Origin of the sequence: Neptuniibacter marinus, assembly GCF_965223595.1 — a bacterium.
Taxonomy (GTDB): Bacteria; Pseudomonadota; Gammaproteobacteria; order Pseudomonadales; family Balneatricaceae; genus Neptuniibacter; species Neptuniibacter marinus.
This window is the reverse complement of sequence record NZ_OZ245004.1, coordinates 1654303-1676025: the sequence shown is the minus strand read 5'-3', so window position 1 is coordinate 1676025 and position 21723 is coordinate 1654303. Positions and strand designations below refer to the sequence as shown.

Here is a 21723-nt window from a genome sequence, read left to right as displayed (position 1 = left end):
TACTAAAACCGTCTTTTAAAGTTCAAGATTGGTGCGCTGGGTCTATTAAAGGTCGACTCTAGTGCACACATATCTCAATCGAATGTTGTCTTTTTTATAATTCCCAGTGGTTATAAATATTTACTATCAATAGAATTCAAACAATCCTCTTGAAGGCATACTCCATTGGGGGTAATTGCGGTAACAGGCATTCACGTGGCATAAATACTGCTTAACCAGAGAGTGGGGAAAGCGACCTCAACACAAACAATTGAAATAAAGGGGAGGACATATGGCGATAAACATCAAAACATGGCTAGAACAATTTTTTAACGCTTACACTGAAAGCCCCAGCCAACCCTCCAATCCTGTAAGTGAGAATCTGTTTTCCCTAGGCGATATTGCTTTTGATATAGCAACAACTGACGAAATCAATCAAACCTTACCTCCCTTATTAAAGAAGCTTGAAGCACAACTAAGCCAAAGCTTTTCAGCCGATGAGCAGTGCCGCCTAAAGATAGTATTCAGTTCACCGAGTACCGCAGAAACCTTTGTCCACCATCCATCTGATAGCATCCCACACAGTAAAATACTGCATGCGTTACATCGTTTTTTTACTAATGGGCACAATGATTTAATCCACGACACACTCTATCTAGATGCCCTATCTAACCACTGTTTTCCCGAACCTCTCTATGGTTATAAATTAACTGAAAGTAAAGAGATGAATATTTGGCTATTAGCTATCTTCCCCAATAAAGTACCTAGCGCTAACCAGGTCCGCTGGAAGCTCACTGCCGTAGAAAACGCTTTAAAAAAAGGCTTTTCAGCATGGGCGCAGCAAGAGAAAAAGATAAGTAAAGCGGTTACATCAGAACGTGCCATCCATGCAGCGGAACTACATGACTCTCTAGCACAAGTACTCGGTTATTTAAGAATTAAAAGCGCTAAGCTAGATAGCCTCTGCCAAAGCAGTGCCTACCATGGATTAAAGCCCGTCACAGAAGATCTGGCGGCTTATACCCATTATGCCTACCGTCAAACACGAGAATTAATCACCTCATCACGTTTATCAATGAAGGGCGATAATTTAACCCAGGCGATTTCCGATTCTGTATCAGAATTTGAACAGCAATCAGCTATTGTTTTTGAATACGACAACCGGCTAAAGAAAAATATCACAAGCCCTAAACAATCTATGCAGCTGATTTATATCGTTAGAGAGTGCCTCTCCAACATCGTCAGGCACTCACACGCCAGCCACGCACGTATTGTCATTAAAGAAACATTAAGTACGCACATAGAGATATTTATAGAAGATAACGGTATAGGTTTAGATACCAAAAACGCACGTAACGACAGCTTTGGCTTAAAAATCATGCATGAACGAGCAGAACGAATTGATGCACGACTCCTTATCCAACCCCATCCCAACCAAGGAACACAGGTCATACTCACATTGAAGATTGGAGATAACCATGAGTAATCCCATACACTCAGTGATTGTAGTAGATGACCACCCTTTGTTTCGGCGGGGGGTAGTAGAGCTACTAAATGACAGCGAGCAATTTAATGTTATTGCCGAGTTTGATGGCGCAACCGACCTTTTAGAACAATTGGATGACCTTTATCCAGATATTCTATTGCTTGATTTACAAATGCCTGAAACCAGCGGTCTAGATATATTACAGCTCATCCGCAAAACAGATGATCAACTAAAAATTATTATCTTAACCGCCTGTAGCGATCATGATCAGCTTTTTTCCGCCTTGAAAAGTGGTGCAAATGGATATCTACAAAAAGATACCCCACCCGATGAAATCATTAAACATTTAGTCAATGTTCTCAATGGCCAGACCGCCCTCAACGAAGACGCGGTAACCTCTTTAGCCCACCAGCTACGCGAAACTCACGAAACAGAGGTTAATCAAGCGGATGCCATCTTTTCGGAAATGACCGAGCGCGAACTAGAAACTTTGTCCTATATTGCCCAAGGACTTAATAACAAGTTGATCGCCCGAGAATTAGGTATCAGTGATGGCACCGTCAAAGTCTACGTAAAAAACCTATTAAGAAAACTAAACCTTCATTCACGTTTAGAGTTAGCAGCCTGGGCCCATACAAATAACGCGAAAGAGCATTTTGATCTGGATAAGGATTAATCCCATGAACTTACTAAAATGGCCTCAATCTGTTTTTAATAGGGACAACAGCTTTAATCTTGATGACAGCAATCTTCATGAGACCTTATTCAACAGCCTTGGCGATGTAGTTATGATCATCGATCAAAACCACCGCATATCTCTAGTAAATACCTGCTGGGAAAAAATCACCGGCGTCGCCGCCAGCAGCTCCCATAATTTACTGTTTACAGACTTCCTTCACCCTGAAGATGTAAAAATCTGGAACGACATTATTCGTAAAGTTTTCAATAGCCATGGAAGTGAGCTCGTTTGGTTCCGGATCATTAGCGCCGATGGCAATATTCATTGGTGCGAAATGAGAGTGCAACAACTGAGACCTAATGAACATTACCCACTCAGTGCAACCCTTTGTGACATTACTCCTCAGATCCGTAACGAACAGATACGTAACGCCAGCCACCGAAGTTTGCAAAGCTTAGTAAACCGTTTACCTGCCATGCTTTACCGTTCTCGAAATAACACCAGTTGGAGCATGGAATATGTGAGTAGCGGCTGCAAAGAACTCACAGGCCTTAGCTCTGAAGAGCTTATCAACCAACCCCAAATATCCTATGGCGAATTAATCCACGAAGAGGATGCAGGTTATGTGTGGAATCAAGTACAGTTTTGCCTACAAACCCAACAGGTTTTTGAGCTGCAATATCGTTTAAACCAAGCAAACGGTAAGTGCATCACTGTCAAAGAAAAAGGACGCGGACTCTATTCTGAAAGCGGAATGATACTTGGCGTAGAGGGCTTTGTATTCCAGTTTAAATAAACACAAAACAACAGTCCCAAAACCCCTGATTACAACTTATATCTACCGCCTTACCCCTTTTTGATTACCCATAGAAGGGAATGTTCCAAACCCCAAAAGCTGATTAATTTAGATCATAACGCTGTATCAACAACAGCCTCCTCATTGATTCTGACGTTTCATGGAGAAACTTATGACTAAACGCATTGCCATTATCGGTGCAGGCCCAAGTGGGCTAGCACAACTTAGAGCCTTCCAATCTGCACAAGCAAAAGGAGCCGAGATTCCAGATATCGTTTGTTTTGAAAAACAAAGCGATTGGGGCGGCCTTTGGAACTACACTTGGAGGACAGGACTCGACGAAAATGGTGAGCCTGTACATGGCAGCATGTATCGCTACTTATGGTCTAACGGACCTAAAGAGTGTTTAGAATTTGCAGATTACAGCTTTGAAGAACATTTCGGTAAAGCGATCGCATCCTACCCTCCTCGTGAGGTCTTGTGGGATTACATTAAAGGCCGTGTAGAAAAAGCTGGGGTACGTGATTACATCCGCTTTAATACCCCTGTACGCGACGTTATCTTTAACTCTGATACTTCGACTTTCTCTATCACAGTACATGACCATAATGCCGATGAAGTTTATACCGAAGAGTTTGATTATGTGATCTGTGCCTCGGGCCATTTTTCTACACCTCGAGTGCCTGAATTTGAAGGGTTCCAGAAATTTGGCGGGCGTATACTCCATGCTCACGACTTCCGTGACGCCTTAGAGTTTAAAGATAAAACAATCCTCCTTGTGGGTAGTAGCTACTCCGCTGAGGATATCGGCTCACAATGCTATAAATACGGCGCAAAAAAACTCATTAGCTGCTATAGAACAAACCCTATGGGTTATAAATGGCCTGAAAATTGGGAAGAGAAATCCAATCTCCTTCATGTTGATACAGACACCGCTTACTTTGAAGACGGCAGTTCAGACAAGATCGACGCTATTATTCTATGCACCGGCTACCTCCACCATTTCCCATTTTTACCTGAAGACCTTCGCCTTAAAACAGACAATCGCCTATGGCCTTTAGATCTCTATAAAGGTGTTGTCTGGGAAAATAATCCGCAGATGTTCTACCTCGGCATGCAAGATCAGTGGTACACATTCAATATGTTTGATGCTCAGGCCTGGTATGTCCGCGACATTATTATGGGCAGAATCCCTCTGCCATCCAAAGAGGAGATGACCAAAAACTCAATGGAGTGGCGCGAAAGGGAACTCCTTCAAGAAACAGCTGAAGATATGTTCACTTTCCAAGGGGATTACATCCTAGAACTGATCGAAGCAACCGATTACCCAACTTTCGATATTGAAGGTGTTCGACAGACCTTCCTCGAATGGAAACACCATAAGAAAGAAAACATCATGACTTTCCGTGATCACTCATACCGCTCATTGATGACCGGCACTATGTCTCCTCCACACCATACACCATGGATTGACGCTTTGGATGATTCATTAGAGGCCTATCTATCAGAGACCATGGAAGTAAAAAAAGCGGGCTAAATAGCAGGACTCGTAACAGACAGTAAAAACATTCTCCAACACTTACAATTTATGAGAATCACACAATGAGCTACATAAAAAAGATTATCGATAAAACAGTGACCTCTATTGATACAGATTTAGAAGGCTGGGAAAAAATATCTGGCACACCTACCATGAAAACCTGGATCGAATACACATCAGAAGATGGCAGTATGATTGCGGGATGTTGGGAAGCAACAGAAGGTAGCTACCGAGCGGAATACAAAAGCTGGGAATATATCCATCTTATTGAAGGTAAAGTAACAATAACACCCGATGGTGGAGAGAGCGTAACGCTATCGCCTGGAGACTCTTTTGTTATTGAAGCAGGCTTTACTGGGGTTTGGGAGATAGAAGAGAAAGTATTTAAACACTTTACGATTAAACTCTGAGCTACTCTTTTAAAAAAGCCTGATTGAACATTTATGTTCAGCTCAGGCTTATACAAGAAAAGCGTTAATGTATAGATTAATTAACGCTTAATTTCACTAATCTGAACCTGAGGCTGCACATTAGTAAAATTAGGAATATCGCCTAGCAACTCTTCCGCATGAGGGCCAAATGATGCTTCAAACGCATCAACAGACTCATACACCAGATGACCCATAGCAATAAAGCCTGGGGCTTCACCTGGTGCGCCACCCGCGATACCAGCATCAACTGTAAAACTCTTTAGCGTATCGCCTAAACGATCTAATACAAGCTGTGCATGGGTTGAATTGTAGTAATCCATGTCAAACTTCGCATCTGAACTATTTGGGTACATCACACTGACTTTTATCATTTTTATTTTACCTTTACGATTATCTTAATAAGCTAAACTAACTTAACTTGTTTTGGAAAAATTCGATAGTTCGTTGCCATGCTAACTCAGCATTTGGCTTATCATACCGAGCAGTTGAGTCATTATGGAAGCCATGATTAGCGCCTTTATAAACATGTACTTCATAAGGAACATGTAAACGCTTCAGATCTTTTTCATAATCAGGCCATGTCTTATTAACCCGTTCATCCAACTCACCTAATTGAACCAACAACGGCGCTTTAATATTCTCTCTTAATTCCGCTGCAGCTGGCGTGCCATAAAACGGCACGCCTGCAGAAAGGAGATTAGATTCAACGGCTGCTAAATAGTTCACAATATAACCGCCAAAACAAAACCCTACCGCGCCGAGATGGCCATTACTGTTCGGATGGGCTTTGATAAATTTAGCCGCGGCTAAAAAATCCTGTTCTATTTTCGAACGCTCAAGGTTTTTCTGCATCGCCCTACCCTCATCATCATTTCCTGGGTAGCCGCCTAAAGGAAACAGAGCATCCGGCGCAAAGGCGATAAAACCAGCTTTAGCTAAACGGCGAGCAACATCTTTAATATAGGGATTAAGACCTCGATTCTCATGGATAACCAACACAACAGGCAACGGCCCTGAGATGTTTTTAGGTACCACTAAGTAACCCTGCCCTTCATCGTGACCTAAAGGCGAATCAAAGGTTTCATAAGTCGCCAATATTTCAGGATCATTAAAAGAGACCTGTTCAGCTAAGGCATAGTTAGGTAATAACGCAGAGGTCAATACAGTCATTGAGTAACCAACAGCCGTTAATGTTCCTAACTTTTTCAAAAAGGTGCGGCGATCAATACCCCCATGGGCATAATCATCATACCAATCGAACGCTGCCTGTGGGATTTCACTCTGATTACGGTCAGACATAATACCTCCTACACACTTGAGCAAGGCTAACATTAAGGGAACAACTCATAAGCCTACTTAACATTAACATAAAACTTTTTCATGAATAGGTTTTAATAGGTGGCCAACATTACTTTTTTTGCATACTTTATTTTGCACACTTCATATGGCGCGAGAAAGGTAGCTGAACTTAGATTCAGCTAAATAGGAGGGAGGTCGATTAAAGTGTTTTTTCCCAAAAAAGGGCCTGACCTATCTTAGGATTTAACTCATAACCAGAAAACCCAAACTTGGTATAGGCAGCTTGTGCAGGTTGATTAGCCTCGAGCACTTCAAGTGTAAGTTTGCAGCATCCTTTATGTTCAGCCACCTCTTCCACTTTTTTGAGCATTATTTGGCTAAGCCCTAAGCCTCTATACTCTGGCAGCACAATTACATCGTGGATATTGATAATGGGTTTACACTTAAAGGTAGAGAAAGCATCGAAGCAATTGATAAGACCAGCTGGTTTCTTATCCACGTAACAGATAAAAGAGAAGGCGTGAGGCAACTTAGCTAATTCCGACGCCAAGTTAACCTTTGTATACTGACTGAGAGGATCACCTCCCCCCATAATATCGAGCGCATAGCACGCCAGCAGATCCATCATATCCTTAGTGTCTTGATTACATGTGTAATCAACCAGATCCACTTTAATCTCTTTCAAAGTCATACCTCTGTGTCCATAAACATTTTTTACTCAAAAAATTTCAGCCCAGCAAGACCTGTGACAATCAGAAAAATACATAAAATACGCACAAAGCTACCGGACTCTCCTAAAAATATAATCCCATAACTCGCTAGAGCTACAGCACCGATACCAGACCAAGCAGCATAAGCGGTACCAACGGGGATAGTTCGCATAGCTAAAGACAAAAGTCCTAAGCTAACCACAATGAGTACCGCACTTATTACTGAAGGCCAAAGCCTTGTAAAGCCATCACTATACTTTAAACCTATAGCCCAACCACACTCTATCAATCCAGCTATCGCTAAATAGACCCAACCCATTGAGTTCACCCTCTAAATAAATATTCTTTCATACAGATAGAAATAGATCAGCTATTCAGCCCATCACTCATCGCCTTATTAGACGCATTTTTTCTTTATAATAGAGCCCTCAAAAGAGGGCTATAATGGAGATCCTGATTAATTAGCAGGATCGAATTGAGATAGGTAATCAACCACCATCGAATGATAACGACTCAATCCCTTATACTCGATCAACGGTGCGGGTAGTGTTTTCATCGTCCGATGCATCCGTTTTGCCCATTCTGGATTAGTGGCAATATCCTCCAAGCTAATCAGATAAGTACGGATAATAAACATCAGTGCATTACTGCGCGGCATACGATCCATCACTTGTACCTCAACACGCAGATAAACTTTTTCACCGACGTTCTCCGGCGTCACAGAGGTCCTTTCGTGCCCCCACTCATGATAAGTTTCAGGTGAGGTATCCATACGAGCGTTGACGGTTAATGTCCAGTTTAAACGGCGGATGGGACTACCCACTTGCATGGCCGTCAGATATTTCAATGCACGCTCAAAAATACCTTCGTTATGAGCCATAGGTACAGGACCATGCCACTCCTTGAAGCTCATCCCAGCATCAAACGCGAGCGACCAATCTGCTGGACATGTGATCATTCCTGCATCGAGAAAAAGATCGCCATCGCGTTGATCTAAAAGAGCAAAGTCACCCTGTACCTGGCAACCAATATATTCCAACGGTGGTTTAGGTAACGTACTACTATCACCAAAGGTAAAAGTGTCGTGGATATTGAGGAGTTTGTTTTCCCATGTCCACTGATCACCCTCAATGGTCAGTTTGAAGTAATCAGAATAGTCTTCAGCTAAGGACGTCATTAACCGCTCAAGCATATCCCAACAAGCAAGCTCCATATGATCCATCGCAAGACAACGATGGGGCATAGCATCAAGTACTAACTTGCGCTCAGTCATTTCTGATAGGTAGTGCTCATCAATATCAAGAAAATGCTCATAGGCTGAGCCCTCACCACCTTTCGGAGTATGTGGCTCCATATTAACGGAATAACGGTACTCATCTTCAGGAAAGGGAAAAGGAAAACGTTTTATCGCCTCAGGACTGTTCGAGTAAGTAAAATCATCACGGAACGTTTCAACTTCTTTGGGTGCAACTCGCATTATTAGTTCTCCTTAAATATCCAAGACCAGACGTTCACCCGCAGCACGAGAAACACAAGGCATTATGGTTTTACCTGCCGCTTTCTCATCATCCGAGAGGTATTGATCACGGTGATCTATATCGCCCTCTTCAACAGTACAAACACACTGACCACAAACGCCGCCTCGACATAAGTTAGGTACGGAAATATCTGATGCTTCTAGCGCTTCTAGCAAGCTATCTTCAGCACTGACTTCTACTTGCTGCCCGCTGGATTTAATTTCAGCAATAAAGGGCATCCCTGGTTTAGGTGCCGCAAACTCTTCTGAATGAATAACACTGGCAGGTAAGCCTAAGGTTTGTGCTGCCTCCTCCACCGCCTGAATTAATGATTCGGGGCCGCAAATATAGATATGCGTGCCTAAAGGCTGCTGGCTTAATAGTTCTGTAACATCACAGCGCGTATGACGGTCAGAGTCATAACCAAAGTACTTATCGCCTAACTGCTCAGAAAGCTCATTTTTATAAGCGCCGGTTTGCAAACTGCGATACATATAATGAAGTTCAAAATCAGCATTACGACGAAGCATTTCAGGGATATATGACATAAAGGGTGTCACCCCAACGCCCCCAGCTAACATCAAGTGTTTTTTAGCTAGCCAGAAGGGAGAAAACAAATTTGAAGGTGGACTAATTAGTAATTGATCGCCGACCTTTACCTGCTCATGCATATAGATAGAGCCGCCCCTAGACGCCTCCTGTAAACGAACGGCTATACGGTAACGATTGGTATCCGCAGGGTCACTCAACAGGGAGTATGCGTTTTTATATATCTTCTTTGCACTCGGCATCTCAACAACAACATGTGCACCCGGCGAAAAAGGATAGAGCCCATCATCTATAGCTTCTAAGGTAAATTCGCGGATGGTTGGAGCTACTTGGCAAATACTGGCTACTTCTACTTTTATTTGATTACTCATTAGCTTAACTCCACACTTTCTGGGATCTCAGTCACGTTTTCTGCATTGACTTGATAACCAAAATACGCCGCATGTGATTTAGCAAAATGATCGGTAACAGCTAACAGTTTTCCGCATCCTGCGCAGGTTGCTGGGGCTGTTACTACATGATCGGTTACCGTATAACAGTGGCAGCAAAAAACACTACGTTCCGTATTCAAAGGCGGCAGCATAACCATCTGATCTTCTGTCACGCCTAAAGCTTTTAACTGCTCCCCCACTAACCACATGTACTTTTCTGTACCTGATAAGTAAACCAAGGTGGCCGCTGAGGCATCGCTTAACAAGGTCACTAGTTGACCCTTAACACTGTCTAGATCCCCGTCATCAACAAGATCTTTTTTAGCTACGGTTTTGCTCTGATATAGATCTGAAAAAGCAGTGCTTAATTGTTCACAAATAAACAGGCTATATGCACAAGGAGCATCACTTATCTCAGATCTATAAATAGGCTTACTTGTAACAACAGAAACACTTTCAGGCTCCATAATGACCTCCAAGTAACAATCCAGTTAAGATTTACCGCCACCTTCTAGTGACAATTAATTAAGGTTTCAATAGGAACAATATTTACCATTAGCCACGCCAACACAATTCTCTTCATTGGGTACCCCAAAAGGGGTAGGTTTTTAAAAATAAAATGGCTGACATAAAAAACCGACACTATGCACAGAGGCAGAGCGCCGGTTGGGGGGTTAAATCGACATCAGCTGGGAACCAGTAATCGATTTGGGGGTAATAGATCCACCTCAACAACATGTATAAATTGCCAAGAGGTTACTAATTGATTTTTAACAAGAAGTACTTACCAACCAAGTTTAAAAAAGATAATTCAGACCCGCTGCTTTACCTCCAAACTCATCCATTGCATCCAACAGACAAGCCCAAAGGTATTCAGCCGCTGCGCTATCACATAAAATGACAAAGTGAGTACCTTCTTTATCCGGTAGATGGCTGATAATCGCATTAATTCTTGCAACAGAGGTTTGTGCTATAGAGCCTTTAGGAAACACCGATTCAGACAGGTCAACACCACAAAGCTTGGCCATAATATCAGGCAGCTGCTCACCACTCAGTAGTAAGCATGCATGACTATCTTGGCAATAAACCGGATAACAATCGGCAAATGCACTAGAATCCGCCGAGCAGGTACCGCTCTCCATCGCCCCTAATACCCAAAACTCAGTTTTGCCAAGACGCAATACAGTCTCACCATTAGCTGAATTCAAACATTGGTTTGGCTTTTCCGGAACCGATAAACCCGCCGCACTCAACGCGGCTATAGCATTGGCGCCTCGTATTCCAAACCTATGCTGTACCGACAGGTCAATTAAGGCAGCAAGAGGTTCAGACTGATCACCATAAGAGGCAACTTGAGCTGCAGAAGCGCACGCTTCAAAGTGTGCACCCGCTGCTTCATGTACTCTATACAATGGGCTACGGGCAAGATAAGTCTCTGGCTTAACAATGTTCTTCGTTATCTCTTCCATCACTACATCTCCTGTCTTGCATTGTTTGGATCATAAAACGGCAGACTAACCACCTCTGCTTCGACAATCTGACCATCAACACGGATACTAATTTTGTCGCCAGGTTCGCTAGAATTAATACCAGCAAAAGCCAAACCCACTATTTTCTTCATCGCTGGAGAGTATTCACATGAAGTGACATTACCGGTAATCCCATCACCTTCTAATACAAGATGCCCCTCCTCAGGTTTTTTACTCTCTGCCGGTAAAGCAAAACCTACCAACTTACGTGTTTGAGGCTGCGCCATAACAATATCCACTGAGCGACAACCAACAAAGAAAGGTTTCTTCCTATTAACCGCCCAATTCATTGATAGCTCTCCTGGATGGCTCATTCCATCCGTATCTTGGCTAACAATAACGTGGCCTTTTTCAAGACGTAATAAACGTTGGGTTTCAACACCAAAAGGTTTGATATCAAACGCTTCGCCCGCTTCCATCAGCAGATCCCATAAAGCTTCGCCATAGCGTGACGGTACATGAATCTCATAACCCAACTCACCCACAAAGCCCACACGGAGCAAGCGTGCAGGAATACCTGCCACATCAGCTTCACCGTATGCCAAAAATGGAAAACCTTCCGGCGAAAGGTCGGTACCTGTGACTAACTTTTCTAGCACTTTACGAGCGTCAGGTCCCGCTAAGTTCACAGCACAATAAGCTGAAGTCACATTCAGAATATCTACATCTAAACGCCATTGAGTATTCCACTTAGTCATATCTCGATAAACACGGTCAACTCCACTGGTTGTGGCAGTCACGTAAAAGTGGTCCTCAGCTATTCGACAGGCAACACCATCATCAATCACTACACCATGCTCATTGGTGTATACCGCATAGCGCGTTTTACCGACTGGCTGCTTTAAAAAAGCAAAGGTATAGATACGATTCATAAACTCTGCCGCATCAGGGCCTTTTAACTCAATACCCCCTAATGTACTAACATCGATCAAACCTACTTTATTCCGCACATGTACCGATTCCGCATGGATACACGCATCTCGCTTATTGGGATCACCATAAAAGGCCGGACGCCTCCAATTACCTGCAGGGATCATTTTGGCCCCTAATTCAAGGTGTCGATGATGCATAGGTGTACGACGGTAAGGATCAAATATACGACCGGCAATATGTGCAAGTTTCTCCGGCGCAAACGGAGGTCTGGCCGTTGTCACACCGGTTTCAGTTACCGTTCTATCTGTTGAGTTTGCAACTAAACGAGCCGTCGGTAGCGCAGAGTGCCGTCCTTGTGAAGGCCCCATACCCACTGTGGAGAAACGTTTAACCAGCTGTATATCGCGATAGCCTAATCGCGTCGCATTGACTATATCTTTCGCCTGTAGATCTTCATCAAAATCGACAAAGTCTTTACCTTTAGGATGGCTAAAGATCGGCCAATCAAAATTCGGCTTAACACTACAGCTAACTTTGCCAGGCAGTTCATCACTAAGGTTTAAGTTATTCAAAGCAAGCTGGGCAGCCCGTTGCCCATCGGCGACTACTGAATCTAACTGGTGTATACCGTTCACGGAACCGGCAATATGTAGATGCTCCGGCAGCTTTGACAAAGTAAATTCAGCCAACTCATCCGCATAACTAAGCTGTGCACCTGCTTGGCATAACAGCTGGTAAGCAGGCATATAACCGGCCGACATACAGAGCAGATCACAGTCAATAATACGGCTGGCGTTACCGACCTCACCTTTAGCGGTGATTTTACGAACATCCACCCCTTTAATGCGTTTATTGCCCTTTTCTGCAAGTGCTTCATACACGGTATAGCCTTGATGCAAGGTGATATCACGCTCAGATAAAGCATCGATCAACTCAGGCGTTGCGACACCTTCACGCATATCAACGACCGCTTTAACATTCACCCCTTGATCGCTAAGCTCTAAGGCCGTCAAATAGCCATCATCATTACCGGTTAATACAACAGAGCTCTCACCCGGTTTAATGGCATAAAGCTTCATCATCCGCGTAGCGGCACTACACATAACAACACCCGGGAGGTCATTATTACGGAATACAACGTGCTGTTCGTAAGCACCCGAGGCGATAACGCACTCTTTGGCCCTCACCTTGAATAGGCGCTTACCTTGAATCAAAGGTAAATAGTTATCGGTAAACCATGCATTACACACGGTATCGACCATAACGGTGATATTGTCATGCTCTTCTACTTTTGCGATCAGTTCTGTACGTAAGCGATCAGCCGTGATGCCCTCTATATCAAAACGGTTATAGGCTAAAGCGCCACCCATTAACGGCATCTCTTCAACCAATAAAACCTTAGCACCACCGTCCGCTGCCTTAAGCGCAGCACTTAAACCCGCAGGGCCTGAGCCAACCACCATAACATCGGTGAAGAGATATTTTTTATCATAATATTCTGGCTTAAAGTTCAGATCTAACTTACCTAAACCCGCTTTTTCGCGAATATAACCTTCCCATTTATCCCAAACACCCATAGGTTTAAAAAATGAGCGGTAGTAGAAACCTACAGGCATAAAACGGCCAAAATTACCCAGAATAGCATCACGGTCTTTATCTAGAGTACCGTTGTAATTCTGCCCTTCGATCTGCATATTCGGTGCAATGGCCGTTCTATCTGCCAACGCATTTGGATCACCACCGAGCTGGACTAAGGTATTGGCATCTTGCCCCGCCATAGTTAAAGGCCCACGAGGGCGATGGTATTTGAAAGAACGGGACATCAACCAACGATCATTAGCTAATAATGCACTGGCAATACAATCACCTGCATAACCTTGATAACGCTGCCCTTCAAAAAGAAACTCAACCTGCTCATTACGATTAAGCAACAACCCCATTGGGGCATTTAAGCGCATATTGGTATCATTCATGCCTTAACCTCCGTCGCAGGTGCACTAAACTCAACACGTTCACTAAAAAGTACTGAAGGGTCATAGGTTTTTAAAATTTCATCGCTTCCGGTATGCCGTTCAGCAATAAACCAATAACCAGAAGGTGCATGCAACCACCACTCGGTTACTACAGAGATGGCATTGTCAGAGAAGAAGACGTAATCAGCCCACTCTTTATCACTGCAACTATTGGGATCAGGCATCTCTTTCACCTCGCCCCCATGCACAAACTCACTTATATTTCGTAGCCCGTTTAATGGGCAATTCATCATTTTCATAATTCTTACCTCATCCAATCAGTGGCTAGCCGCAGTCGCGCCCATTTCGTTAACTTGGCGGAAGGAGTTGAAGCGATCCATAGAGAAGGGCTTAATAAGCTCAGGCACCTTGCCGCCACTCGCCACCATCTCAGCCATTGATTTGCCGCAAATCGGTGTTGATTTAAATCCCCAAGTACCCCATCCCGCATCAAGATAGTAGTTGTCCACGGGGCTCAGTCCCATAATCGGGCTGTAATCGGATGTTATATCCGTTAGACCCGCCCATTGGCGCATTAACCGCATATTGGCCATAAAGGGAAAGAGCTCGACTGCGTTGGCTAATAAGCTCTCTTTTAAATCCATGGTTGAACGGGTGCTATATAAAGGATAAGGATCGGAGCCGCCGCCAAAAACTAATTCGCCACGCCCTGTTTGCTGAACATAGCAATGCAAGGATGGAGAACTGACTAGTGGGTCTAAAAACGGTTTAACAGGCTGAGTTACCATCGCCTGTAATGGGAAAGTTGTGATCGGCATTTTAAAGCCGGCTTTTGCAGCTAAAAGCGAACTATGACCCGCCACCGCTTGCACTACACAGCCACAGCTCACATTACCGCGGTTGGTTTTAACGCCCGTAACTTTGCCCTGCTCGACAATAACATCAGTTACCTCTGTCAACTGATGTAACTCAACGCCTCTCTGTGTAGCGCCTTTGGCATAACCCCAAGCCACCGCATCATGGCGAGCTGTTGCACCATCCATATGCCACAAACCTGCTAGTACCGGCATATCGGCAGGATTCATATTTAAGGTCGGTACAAGCTCTCTGATCTGTTGAGGATCAATCAGCTCAGTCTTACCGCCAAAATGTTTATTAACTTCTGCTCGTTGACGAAAGCCGCGCACCGCCGCATCAGTATGTGCAAGTGTCAGCTGTCCGCGTTGTGAATACATAATATTGAAATCAAACTCATTGGATAACTCCTTAAAGAGTTTGACCGATTCACTGTAAAACTTAACCCCTTCCGAGGTGAGATAGTTCGAACGAATAACCGCTGTATTACGGGCCGTATTACCACCACCTAAATAGCTTTTTTCTAAGATCGCAACATTATTGATACCGTGATACTTAGCTAGGTAATAAGCGGTGGCAACACCATGCCCCCCACCGCCGATAATAACGACATCATAATGAGACTTCAGCACAGTTGGCTTTGGTAAATCCGCGTGCTGTTCAAACGGATAGTCTTTATTTAGACCATATTTTAATAGTGAGAAAGGCATTCCTCTCCCTCCTTAAATGTCATATCGCTCAGTGAGAAAATCGAATCAATGCACAATCTATTAGCTCGATATATGCTTTGATGCCTGTTTTTACTGTAATTACTGCGCTAAAAAAGCCTGACGTTTCAGTTCTTGATCTAACGCTGCTTGAACTGTGTTTTTCATTAAGCAAGCAATCGTCATAGGACCTACCCCTCCAGGAACCGGCGTAATAGCACTAGTAACAGGTTCAACGTCGGCAAAATCGACGTCACCCACAAGCTTACGTTTGCCATCCCGCTCGATGGCATTAATACCAACATCGATCACGGTCGCCCCCGGTTTAATCCAGCTGGCTTTAACCATCTCTGGGCGACCAATGGCCGCCACAACGATATCTGCCTGCGAACAGATCGACTCAATATCTTTCGTCCGTGAATGCACAATCGTAACCGTGCAGTTTGCTTGTAATAACAGTGCAGCCATGGGCTTTCCAACAATATTGGATCGACCGATAACAACCGCCCTTTTACCACTAAGATCCTGGTGTACATGTTCTAACATGATCATGCAGCCCATAGGCGTACAGGGAACAAGCGATGCCTCCCCGCAGGCTAATGCGCCAACATTTAGAGGGTGGAAGCCATCAACATCCTTAGCAGGATCTATATCTAATAGAACTTCCTCTTCATTCAGATGGTTAGGCAGCGGCAGCTGTACCAAAATGCCATGAACACTAGGATCTGCGTTGAGTGTTTGGATTAGGTCATTCAACATCGCCTGCGAACTATCGGCTGGCAACTTATACTCCAACGACCTAATTCCAACCTCTTCTGCACGTTTCACTTTATTCCGTACATAAACCTGACTCGCGGGATCTTCGCCCACAAGCACAACAGCAAGACCCGGCGCTAGGCCGAAACGCTCATCAAAGGCTGTAACCTCTTCAGCTGTTTTGTCGATCACTTGCTGGGAGATCAGCTTGCCATTAATTAATACGGTCATGCTTATCTCTCCTACTTAAAGACAACGGTTTTGTTGCCATCAAGAAAAACTCGGTGATCAACATGACGCTTTACGGCACGCGCAAGCGCAACGGTTTCAGTATCACGACCTACAGCGACCAACGCTTCTGGACTATAGGTGTGATCAACGGGCTGAACAGACTGCTCAATGATAGGCCCTTCATCAAGGTCCGACGTAACATAGTGAGCGGTAGCACCGATTAATTTAACGCCGCGGGTATGGGCTTGATGATAAGGTTTAGCCCCTTTAAAACCGGGTAGGAATGAGTGGTGAATATTGATTGCACGGCCACTCAACTCTTTACATAAATTATCCGAAAGGATCTGCATATAGCGTGCTAAAACAACCAACTCAGTGCCGGTCTCTTCAACAACGTCTAACAATGCCTGCTCCTGTTCGGGCTTATTATCTTTAGTCACTGGTAAGTGAATGAAGCGGATACCCTCTCGCTCGGCCATTGGACGTAAATCTTTGTGATTGGAAACAATGGCAGTGATCTCCATATTGATCTCACCTTTGTGCAAGCGGTACATTAAATCATCCAAACAGTGATCAAACTTACTCACCATGATCAATGTCTTGGTAGGTGCATTCGCGGCCACCATTCGCCAATCCATCTTGAACTTCTCAGAGATAGCCACAAACTCTGCTGACAGCTTTTCTAACTCATATTCGCCTGATTCCACATGAAATCGCATCCTCATAAAAAACTGACCACTTTCAGGATCATCAAACTGGTTCATTTCACTGATATAACAACCTCTTTCAGATAGAAAAGAGGACACAGCAGCGACTATTCCACTACCTGCGACACAATTGGTTTTAAGAATAAATTCGTTAGTATCTGTACTTTTCATTTCAAAAGTGACCCTAAAAGGCCCCTCCTTAAAGTCTGTTAAATGCTGTTTTAAGATGCAGAAAGCCACGTGAGATGAATTTTCATCTCACGGTATCGCTATTTAAAACATGGGTTATTTAGTATTTCTGACCAGGCACCCAGCTTGTACCCGCGAGTGGAACACGTGCCATTGCTGCGGACTCAACCGTAAGGGCTACAAGATCTTCCGGCTCTAAGTTACGTAAGTCATTCTTACCGCAGGCACGGGCTAAAGTTTGTGCTTCTAAGGTCAACACATTGAGGTAGTTAGCGAGTTTACGACCGGCTTCAACAGGATCTAAACGCTTCATTAAATCAGGATTTTGGGTAGAGATACCGGCAGGGTCTTTGCCTTCATGGTAATCATCATAAAAGCCAGCAGCCGAACCTATCTGCTTAAACTCCTCATCATACTTAGGGTGGTTACAACCTAAAGCAACTAAAGCAGCCGTACCAATTGCGACCGCATCAGCACCTAATGCCATACATTTAGCAACATCGGCACCGTTGCGAATACCACCGGAGACAATCAACTGAACTTTACGGTGCATGCCCATCTCTTGTAGCGCTTGAACCGCTTGTGGGATCGCCGCCAATGTTGGGATACCTACATGTTCAATAAAGACATCCTGAGTCGCCGCGGTACCACCTTGCATACCATCAACAACGATCACATCCGCACCGGCTTTAACCGCTAATTTCACATCATAGTAAGTACGGGTAGCACCCACTTTGATATAAATCGGCACTTGCCAATCAGTGATTTCACGCAGTTCTTGAATCTTAATGGCTAAGTCATCAGGGCCTGTCCAATCTGGATGACGGCAGGCAGAACGCTGGTCTACACCCATAGGTAAGGTACGCATTTTAGCTACGCGGTCAGTGATTTTCTGACCAAGCAGCATACCGCCACCGCCGGGTTTTGCACCTTGTCCTAGTACAACTTCAATCGCATCCGCTTTACGTAAGTCATCAGGATTCATGCCGTAACGGGATGGCAAGTATTGATACACCAATTTACTAGACTGACCACGCTCTTCCGATGTCATACCACCATCGCCGGTTGTGGTCGATGTACCCATGATTGAGGCACCACGGCCCAGCGCTTCCTTTGCATTAGCGGATAACGCACCAAAACTCATACCGGCAATCGTTACGGGAATATCGATCACAATCGGCTTTTTAGCAAAACGAGAGCCTAAAGTAACCGAGGTATTACATTTTTCACGGTACCCTTCCAGTGGGTAGCGGGACATACTAGCGCCTAAAAACAGCAGATCATCAAAATGTGGCAGCTTTCGCTTAGCACCAAAACCACGAATATCGTAAATACCAGTTTCTGCCGCACGACGAATCTCAGTCATTGTTGTACGATCAAAGGTCGCTGACTCACGTAGGCCATCTTTTACATTAATATCTTCACTCATAATTCTGTCCTCGATGATTCAGCTGTTAGTACGCAGACGCGTTATCGACTTTAAAGTTATAAAGTTGGCGAGCTGAGCCATAACGTTTAAATGCTGTTGGATCTTCTTCTACACCCGCACGATTAAGCAGCTCTGTTAACTCTTCAATATGCTCTTCGCGCATCTCTTTTTCGATGCAGTCAGCCCCTAAAGATTTAACGCTACCTTTAACATAGATATGTGTTTCATAGAGGGAATCTCCCAAGGCATCACCTGCATCCCCGCAGACAACAAGTGAACCAGCTTGGCCCATAAAGCAGCTCATATGGCCTACATTGCCTTTAACAATAATGTCTACACCTTTCATGGAAATACCACATCGGGCACCGGCATTACCTTCAATCACTAGCAACCCACCGTGGGCTGTAGCACCGGCCGCTTGAGAGGCATCACCTTTTACGCGTACAGTGCCCGACATCATGTTTTCAGCAACACCTTGACCGGCATTACCAAAAATAGTGACATGGGCTTTCTTATTCATACCTGCGCAGAAATACCCCGCATGACCTTTAATATCCACGGCTAGGCTCTGGTCCAATCCACAAGCAATATTGTGCTGACCTTTAGGCTCAAGTACCTCCCACTCACGAATCGTGCACTCCCCAGCCTGATCATGTAAGGCTTGGTTAAGGTCTCGAACTGTGTGTTCTTGCAAATCAATTGTCTTCATCGTTTTATTCCTTAATTCCACACTTACTGATCACGTTCCCAAACATAAATTGTTTCAGGCTCTGGCTCCCACACCTTGGCATTCTCTATGCCCGGCAATGTTGTTAACGCCTGATACTCTGAAGCCATGGCAACATAATCATCAGTTTCAGCCATCACTGCAGGCTTACATGCAATAGGATCACGCACTACAGCGAAGCCATCTCGTGTACCGATTGTAAATGTGAAGAAACCGTCCAGATCTTTAAGTGCGCCTTGCAGTGCTTCATTCAACGTATTGCCTTTACGTAAACGATTAGTTAGGTAACCCGCTGCTACTTCTGAATCATTTTCCGTTTGGAATGTCACACCTTCCCGCTTTAACTCTTCACGCAAACGGTTGTGGTTAGATAGGGAGCCGTTATGAACCAAGCAAAGATCTTGGCCTGTTGAAAAAGGATGACTACCTTCCATTGTTACCGCAGATTCAGTCGCCATACGTGTATGACCGATAATGTGGCTCCCTTTCATACTCACTAAGTTAAATGTATCAGCGATATTTTCAGGTAAACCGACCTCTTTAAGAATCTCTATAGACTGACCTGCACTTAAAATAAGAATATCAGCCTCTTTTTCAGCAAGGTAATTCTGAATAACCTCCGCTTCGCATCCCACTTTAAACACAGCAACTTTGCTGTTTTTAAACCAATCTACGGTGACGTCTAGATCATCCTTAATACTGCCCGCCAAACTGCCCCAGTCATAATTTTCATCAATATGTCTAAGGGTCAGTTTAGTTGAGCCATCCGGCACCTCATCACCATAAATTGCAAAACCAGCGCTATCAGGGCCACGATCTGTCATCGCAATAAGCATTGGTGTAAAAAGCGCACCCAGCTGGCTTTCTAATGCCTTGTTTTTCAAATAAAGGCCGACAATTCCACACATATATAAACCCTCGTAATCTTGTCCAATCACATAAAATTTTAGAAGAATTCTGCGTAACGTTTGGTTTCCCAATCGGACACATGGCGGCTATAGTCGATCCACTCAGCACGCTTAATTTTCAGGAACTCACCCACAACTTCTTTACCTAAACGCTCAGTCAAAACAGTGTCGGCTTCCAATGCGTCTAGAGCTTCATTTAAGTTCTGTGGAAGAATTTCAATACCTTCAGCTTCACGCTCTTCAGGAGTCAGGGCGTAAAGATTAATGTTTTTCGGTTCACCTGGGTCAAGCTCGCGCTCGATACCATCAAGTCCCGCAGCGATCAAAGCAGCGTGCACTAGGTAAGGGTTACAACCGGAATCAGGAAGACGAAATTCAAGACGGCCATAAGGGATACGCACCATTGCAGATCGGTTATTATCACCATACGCAATATAAGCAGGAGCCCATGTGGCACCGGAAGCTGAACCACCAACAACAAGACGTTTGTAGGAGTTAACCGTCGGAGCAGCAATCGCACACAATGCTTTAGCATGATGAAGTAGTCCGGCGGTAAAGTGATAAGCCATTTTCGACAAGCCCATACCATTTACATCGCTATCATCGTTGAAAAGGTTTTTACCCTCATCATCGGTAATAGAAAGATGGAAATGCATACCGTTACCTGTACGATCAGACGCAGGCTTAGGCATAAATGAGCAGATCATTCCAAGGTCGTTTGCAATCTCGCCTGCTGCCATACGCACAAATGTGAAGCGGTCGGCGGATTCAAGTGCGTCGCCGTAGGTATAATTGATTTCAAATTGACCATTCGCATCTTCGTGATCGATTTGATAAACATCAAAATCAACCTTTTGTAAGGATTCCACTAAGGTTTCCAAAAACTCACGGGAACGGGATAAACCTTTATAGTCATAACAAGGCTTATCCAGTACATCAGTATCATCAACCGTCTGAAGGTTGCCGCTTTCATCACGCTTAAACAAAGAGAACTCTGGCTCAAGCCCTGTATTCAAGGTCCAACCTTTATCAGTCAATAACTGTATCTGTCGCTTAAGTACAACACGACTGTCATAGATATAAGGTTCATCATTAACATAACCATCACATACAAGACGTGCATAGCCTGGTTGCCAAGGAACAATAGAGAGCGTATCGAGATCACCTCGCGCCATAAAGTCAGGCCCATGAGGCTCCATACCTAAGCCCCATACCGCAAAACCGGCAAAGCCTGCACCTTTATTAACAACATCCATCAGACAGTGGGCAGGCACCGATTTGGTCTTGGCTACGCCATGAATATCGACGAACTGAGCGAGGATATATTTGATCTCATTTTCACTAATAAACTTATCAATATCTAAAGACATTATTTAGCACTCCGCTTAATCTCTAACATTTTATAGATGCATTCACCAATAG

At 44.2% G+C, this 21723-nt stretch carries 22 protein-coding genes; 5 read left to right on the top strand and 17 right to left on the bottom strand.

Annotated elements, in window-relative coordinates:
- Positions 1–271 precede the first annotated feature (271 nt).
- The 5 genes from ACOQOE_RS07740 to ACOQOE_RS07720 all read left to right on the top strand — a co-directional run bounded on the left by ACOQOE_RS07740 (position 272) and on the right by ACOQOE_RS07720 (position 4890).
- Complete coding sequence (locus tag ACOQOE_RS07740) at positions 272–1465, top strand: sensor histidine kinase (protein ID WP_420555380.1); 1194 nt, start codon at positions 272–274, stop codon at positions 1463–1465.
- Positions 1458–2141 (top strand): response regulator, encoded by a 684-nt coding sequence (locus ACOQOE_RS07735; RefSeq protein ID WP_303416622.1) that lies wholly within the window; start codon positions 1458–1460, stop codon positions 2139–2141. The genes ACOQOE_RS07740 and ACOQOE_RS07735 overlap by 8 nt, the downstream gene beginning before the upstream one ends.
- Before the next feature lie 4 nt (positions 2142–2145).
- Positions 2146–2940 carry a PAS domain-containing protein gene (locus ACOQOE_RS07730; protein ID WP_067866903.1) on the top strand — a complete coding sequence of 265 codons (795 nt, stop codon included), beginning with the start codon at positions 2146–2148 and terminating at the stop codon, positions 2938–2940.
- A 172-nt stretch (positions 2941–3112) separates the two neighbouring features.
- Positions 3113–4477: an NAD(P)-binding domain-containing protein gene (locus tag ACOQOE_RS07725; RefSeq protein ID WP_420555379.1), complete on the top strand. Its 1365-nt coding sequence runs from the start codon at positions 3113–3115 to the stop codon at positions 4475–4477.
- 65 nt (positions 4478–4542) lie between these two features.
- Positions 4543–4890 (top strand): cupin domain-containing protein, encoded by a 348-nt coding sequence (locus ACOQOE_RS07720; RefSeq protein WP_067866898.1) that lies wholly within the window; start codon positions 4543–4545, stop codon positions 4888–4890.
- An 80-nt stretch (positions 4891–4970) separates the two neighbouring features.
- On the opposite strand, the gene ACOQOE_RS07715 is transcribed toward ACOQOE_RS07720, so the two are convergent.
- The 17 genes from ACOQOE_RS07715 to glnT form a co-directional block, all read right to left on the bottom strand.
- The gene (locus tag ACOQOE_RS07715; RefSeq protein WP_420555378.1) at positions 4971–5282 is read right to left on the bottom strand and encodes an EthD family reductase; all 312 of its coding nucleotides are present in this window, start codon (positions 5280–5282) and stop codon (positions 4971–4973) included.
- A gap of 37 nt (positions 5283–5319) precedes the next feature.
- Complete coding sequence (locus tag ACOQOE_RS07710) at positions 5320–6210, bottom strand: dienelactone hydrolase family protein (RefSeq protein ID WP_067866894.1); 891 nt, start codon at positions 6208–6210, stop codon at positions 5320–5322.
- A gap of 199 nt (positions 6211–6409) precedes the next feature.
- Positions 6410–6901, bottom strand: a complete 492-nt coding sequence (locus ACOQOE_RS07705; protein WP_420555377.1) for a GNAT family N-acetyltransferase — start codon at positions 6899–6901, stop codon at positions 6410–6412.
- 23 nt (positions 6902–6924) lie between these two features.
- The gene (locus ACOQOE_RS07700; RefSeq protein WP_067866892.1) at positions 6925–7239 is read right to left on the bottom strand and encodes a DMT family transporter; all 315 of its coding nucleotides are present in this window, start codon (positions 7237–7239) and stop codon (positions 6925–6927) included.
- A gap of 138 nt (positions 7240–7377) precedes the next feature.
- A complete protein-coding gene (locus ACOQOE_RS07695) occupies positions 7378–8397 on the bottom strand; it encodes a heme-dependent oxidative N-demethylase family protein (RefSeq protein ID WP_420555376.1) in 1020 nt (339 codons plus the stop codon).
- Between the two features lie 12 nt (positions 8398–8409).
- Positions 8410–9357 (bottom strand): PDR/VanB family oxidoreductase, encoded by a 948-nt coding sequence (locus ACOQOE_RS07690; protein WP_420555375.1) that lies wholly within the window; start codon positions 9355–9357, stop codon positions 8410–8412.
- On the bottom strand, positions 9357–9884 hold the full coding sequence (locus ACOQOE_RS07685; RefSeq protein ID WP_420555374.1) for a dimethylamine monooxygenase subunit DmmA family protein: 528 nt from the start codon (positions 9882–9884) through the stop codon (positions 9357–9359). Before ACOQOE_RS07685 ends, ACOQOE_RS07690 begins: the two co-directional genes overlap by 1 nt.
- Positions 9885–10214: 330 nt before the next feature.
- The gene (locus tag ACOQOE_RS07680; protein ID WP_067866884.1) at positions 10215–10886 is read right to left on the bottom strand and encodes a hypothetical protein; all 672 of its coding nucleotides are present in this window, start codon (positions 10884–10886) and stop codon (positions 10215–10217) included.
- A 2-nt stretch (positions 10887–10888) separates the two neighbouring features.
- Complete coding sequence (locus tag ACOQOE_RS07675) at positions 10889–13792, bottom strand: 2Fe-2S iron-sulfur cluster-binding protein (protein ID WP_420555373.1); 2904 nt, start codon at positions 13790–13792, stop codon at positions 10889–10891.
- The gene (locus ACOQOE_RS07670; RefSeq protein WP_067866880.1) at positions 13789–14091 is read right to left on the bottom strand and encodes a sarcosine oxidase subunit delta; all 303 of its coding nucleotides are present in this window, start codon (positions 14089–14091) and stop codon (positions 13789–13791) included. Before ACOQOE_RS07670 ends, ACOQOE_RS07675 begins: the two co-directional genes overlap by 4 nt.
- An 18-nt stretch (positions 14092–14109) precedes the next feature.
- Positions 14110–15357 (bottom strand): FAD-dependent oxidoreductase, encoded by a 1248-nt coding sequence (locus ACOQOE_RS07665; RefSeq protein ID WP_067866878.1) that lies wholly within the window; start codon positions 15355–15357, stop codon positions 14110–14112.
- Between the two features lie 99 nt (positions 15358–15456).
- A complete protein-coding gene (gene folD, locus ACOQOE_RS07660) occupies positions 15457–16341 on the bottom strand; it encodes a bifunctional methylenetetrahydrofolate dehydrogenase/methenyltetrahydrofolate cyclohydrolase FolD (RefSeq protein ID WP_067866877.1) in 885 nt (294 codons plus the stop codon).
- An 11-nt stretch (positions 16342–16352) separates the two neighbouring features.
- Entirely contained in the window at positions 16353–17219 is an 867-nt protein-coding gene (gene purU / locus ACOQOE_RS07655; protein ID WP_067866875.1) for a formyltetrahydrofolate deformylase, read from the bottom strand.
- Between the two features lie 118 nt (positions 17220–17337).
- Positions 17338–18666 carry an FMN-binding glutamate synthase family protein gene (locus tag ACOQOE_RS07650; protein ID WP_420555372.1) on the bottom strand — a complete coding sequence of 443 codons (1329 nt, stop codon included), beginning with the start codon at positions 18664–18666 and terminating at the stop codon, positions 17338–17340.
- Positions 18667–18691: 25 nt separating this feature from the next.
- The gene (locus ACOQOE_RS07645) at positions 18692–19375 is read right to left on the bottom strand and encodes a protein glxC (protein WP_067866871.1); all 684 of its coding nucleotides are present in this window, start codon (positions 19373–19375) and stop codon (positions 18692–18694) included.
- A 23-nt stretch (positions 19376–19398) separates the two neighbouring features.
- On the bottom strand, positions 19399–20301 hold the full coding sequence (locus tag ACOQOE_RS07640; protein WP_420555371.1) for a class II glutamine amidotransferase: 903 nt from the start codon (positions 20299–20301) through the stop codon (positions 19399–19401).
- A gap of 38 nt (positions 20302–20339) precedes the next feature.
- Positions 20340–21671 carry a type III glutamate--ammonia ligase gene (glnT, locus tag ACOQOE_RS07635; RefSeq protein WP_156473697.1) on the bottom strand — a complete coding sequence of 444 codons (1332 nt, stop codon included), beginning with the start codon at positions 21669–21671 and terminating at the stop codon, positions 20340–20342.
- Positions 21672–21723: the final 52 nt, after the last annotated feature.

Bases quoted from the DNA above. Each gene is read 5' to 3' on its own strand.
- ACOQOE_RS07740 (WP_420555380.1), top strand. From the start codon at position 272: ATGGCGATAAACATCAAAACATGGCTAGAACAATTTTTTAACGCTTAC.
- ACOQOE_RS07735 (WP_303416622.1), top strand. From the start codon at position 1,458: ATGAGTAATCCCATACACTCAGTGATTGTAGTAGATGACCACCCTTTG.
- ACOQOE_RS07730 (WP_067866903.1), top strand. From the start codon at position 2,146: ATGAACTTACTAAAATGGCCTCAATCTGTTTTTAATAGGGACAACAGC.
- ACOQOE_RS07725 (WP_420555379.1), top strand. From the start codon at position 3,113: ATGACTAAACGCATTGCCATTATCGGTGCAGGCCCAAGTGGGCTAGCA.
- ACOQOE_RS07720 (WP_067866898.1), top strand. From the start codon at position 4,543: ATGAGCTACATAAAAAAGATTATCGATAAAACAGTGACCTCTATTGAT.
- ACOQOE_RS07715 (WP_420555378.1), bottom strand. From the start codon at position 5,282: ATGATAAAAGTCAGTGTGATGTACCCAAATAGTTCAGATGCGAAGTTT.
- ACOQOE_RS07710 (WP_067866894.1), bottom strand. From the start codon at position 6,210: ATGTCTGACCGTAATCAGAGTGAAATCCCACAGGCAGCGTTCGATTGG.
- ACOQOE_RS07705 (WP_420555377.1), bottom strand. From the start codon at position 6,901: ATGACTTTGAAAGAGATTAAAGTGGATCTGGTTGATTACACATGTAAT.
- ACOQOE_RS07700 (WP_067866892.1), bottom strand. From the start codon at position 7,239: ATGGGTTGGGTCTATTTAGCGATAGCTGGATTGATAGAGTGTGGTTGG.
- ACOQOE_RS07695 (WP_420555376.1), bottom strand. From the start codon at position 8,397: ATGCGAGTTGCACCCAAAGAAGTTGAAACGTTCCGTGATGATTTTACT.
- ACOQOE_RS07690 (WP_420555375.1), bottom strand. From the start codon at position 9,357: ATGAGTAATCAAATAAAAGTAGAAGTAGCCAGTATTTGCCAAGTAGCT.
- ACOQOE_RS07685 (WP_420555374.1), bottom strand. From the start codon at position 9,884: ATGGAGCCTGAAAGTGTTTCTGTTGTTACAAGTAAGCCTATTTATAGA.
- ACOQOE_RS07680 (WP_067866884.1), bottom strand. From the start codon at position 10,886: ATGGAAGAGATAACGAAGAACATTGTTAAGCCAGAGACTTATCTTGCC.
- ACOQOE_RS07675 (WP_420555373.1), bottom strand. From the start codon at position 13,792: ATGAATGATACCAATATGCGCTTAAATGCCCCAATGGGGTTGTTGCTT.
- ACOQOE_RS07670 (WP_067866880.1), bottom strand. From the start codon at position 14,091: ATGAAAATGATGAATTGCCCATTAAACGGGCTACGAAATATAAGTGAG.
- ACOQOE_RS07665 (WP_067866878.1), bottom strand. From the start codon at position 15,357: ATGCCTTTCTCACTATTAAAATATGGTCTAAATAAAGACTATCCGTTT.
- folD (WP_067866877.1), bottom strand. From the start codon at position 16,341: ATGACCGTATTAATTAATGGCAAGCTGATCTCCCAGCAAGTGATCGAC.
- purU (WP_067866875.1), bottom strand. From the start codon at position 17,219: ATGAAAAGTACAGATACTAACGAATTTATTCTTAAAACCAATTGTGTC.
- ACOQOE_RS07650 (WP_420555372.1), bottom strand. From the start codon at position 18,666: ATGAGTGAAGATATTAATGTAAAAGATGGCCTACGTGAGTCAGCGACC.
- ACOQOE_RS07645 (WP_067866871.1), bottom strand. From the start codon at position 19,375: ATGAAGACAATTGATTTGCAAGAACACACAGTTCGAGACCTTAACCAA.
- ACOQOE_RS07640 (WP_420555371.1), bottom strand. From the start codon at position 20,301: ATGTGTGGAATTGTCGGCCTTTATTTGAAAAACAAGGCATTAGAAAGC.
- glnT (WP_156473697.1), bottom strand. From the start codon at position 21,671: ATGTCTTTAGATATTGATAAGTTTATTAGTGAAAATGAGATCAAATAT.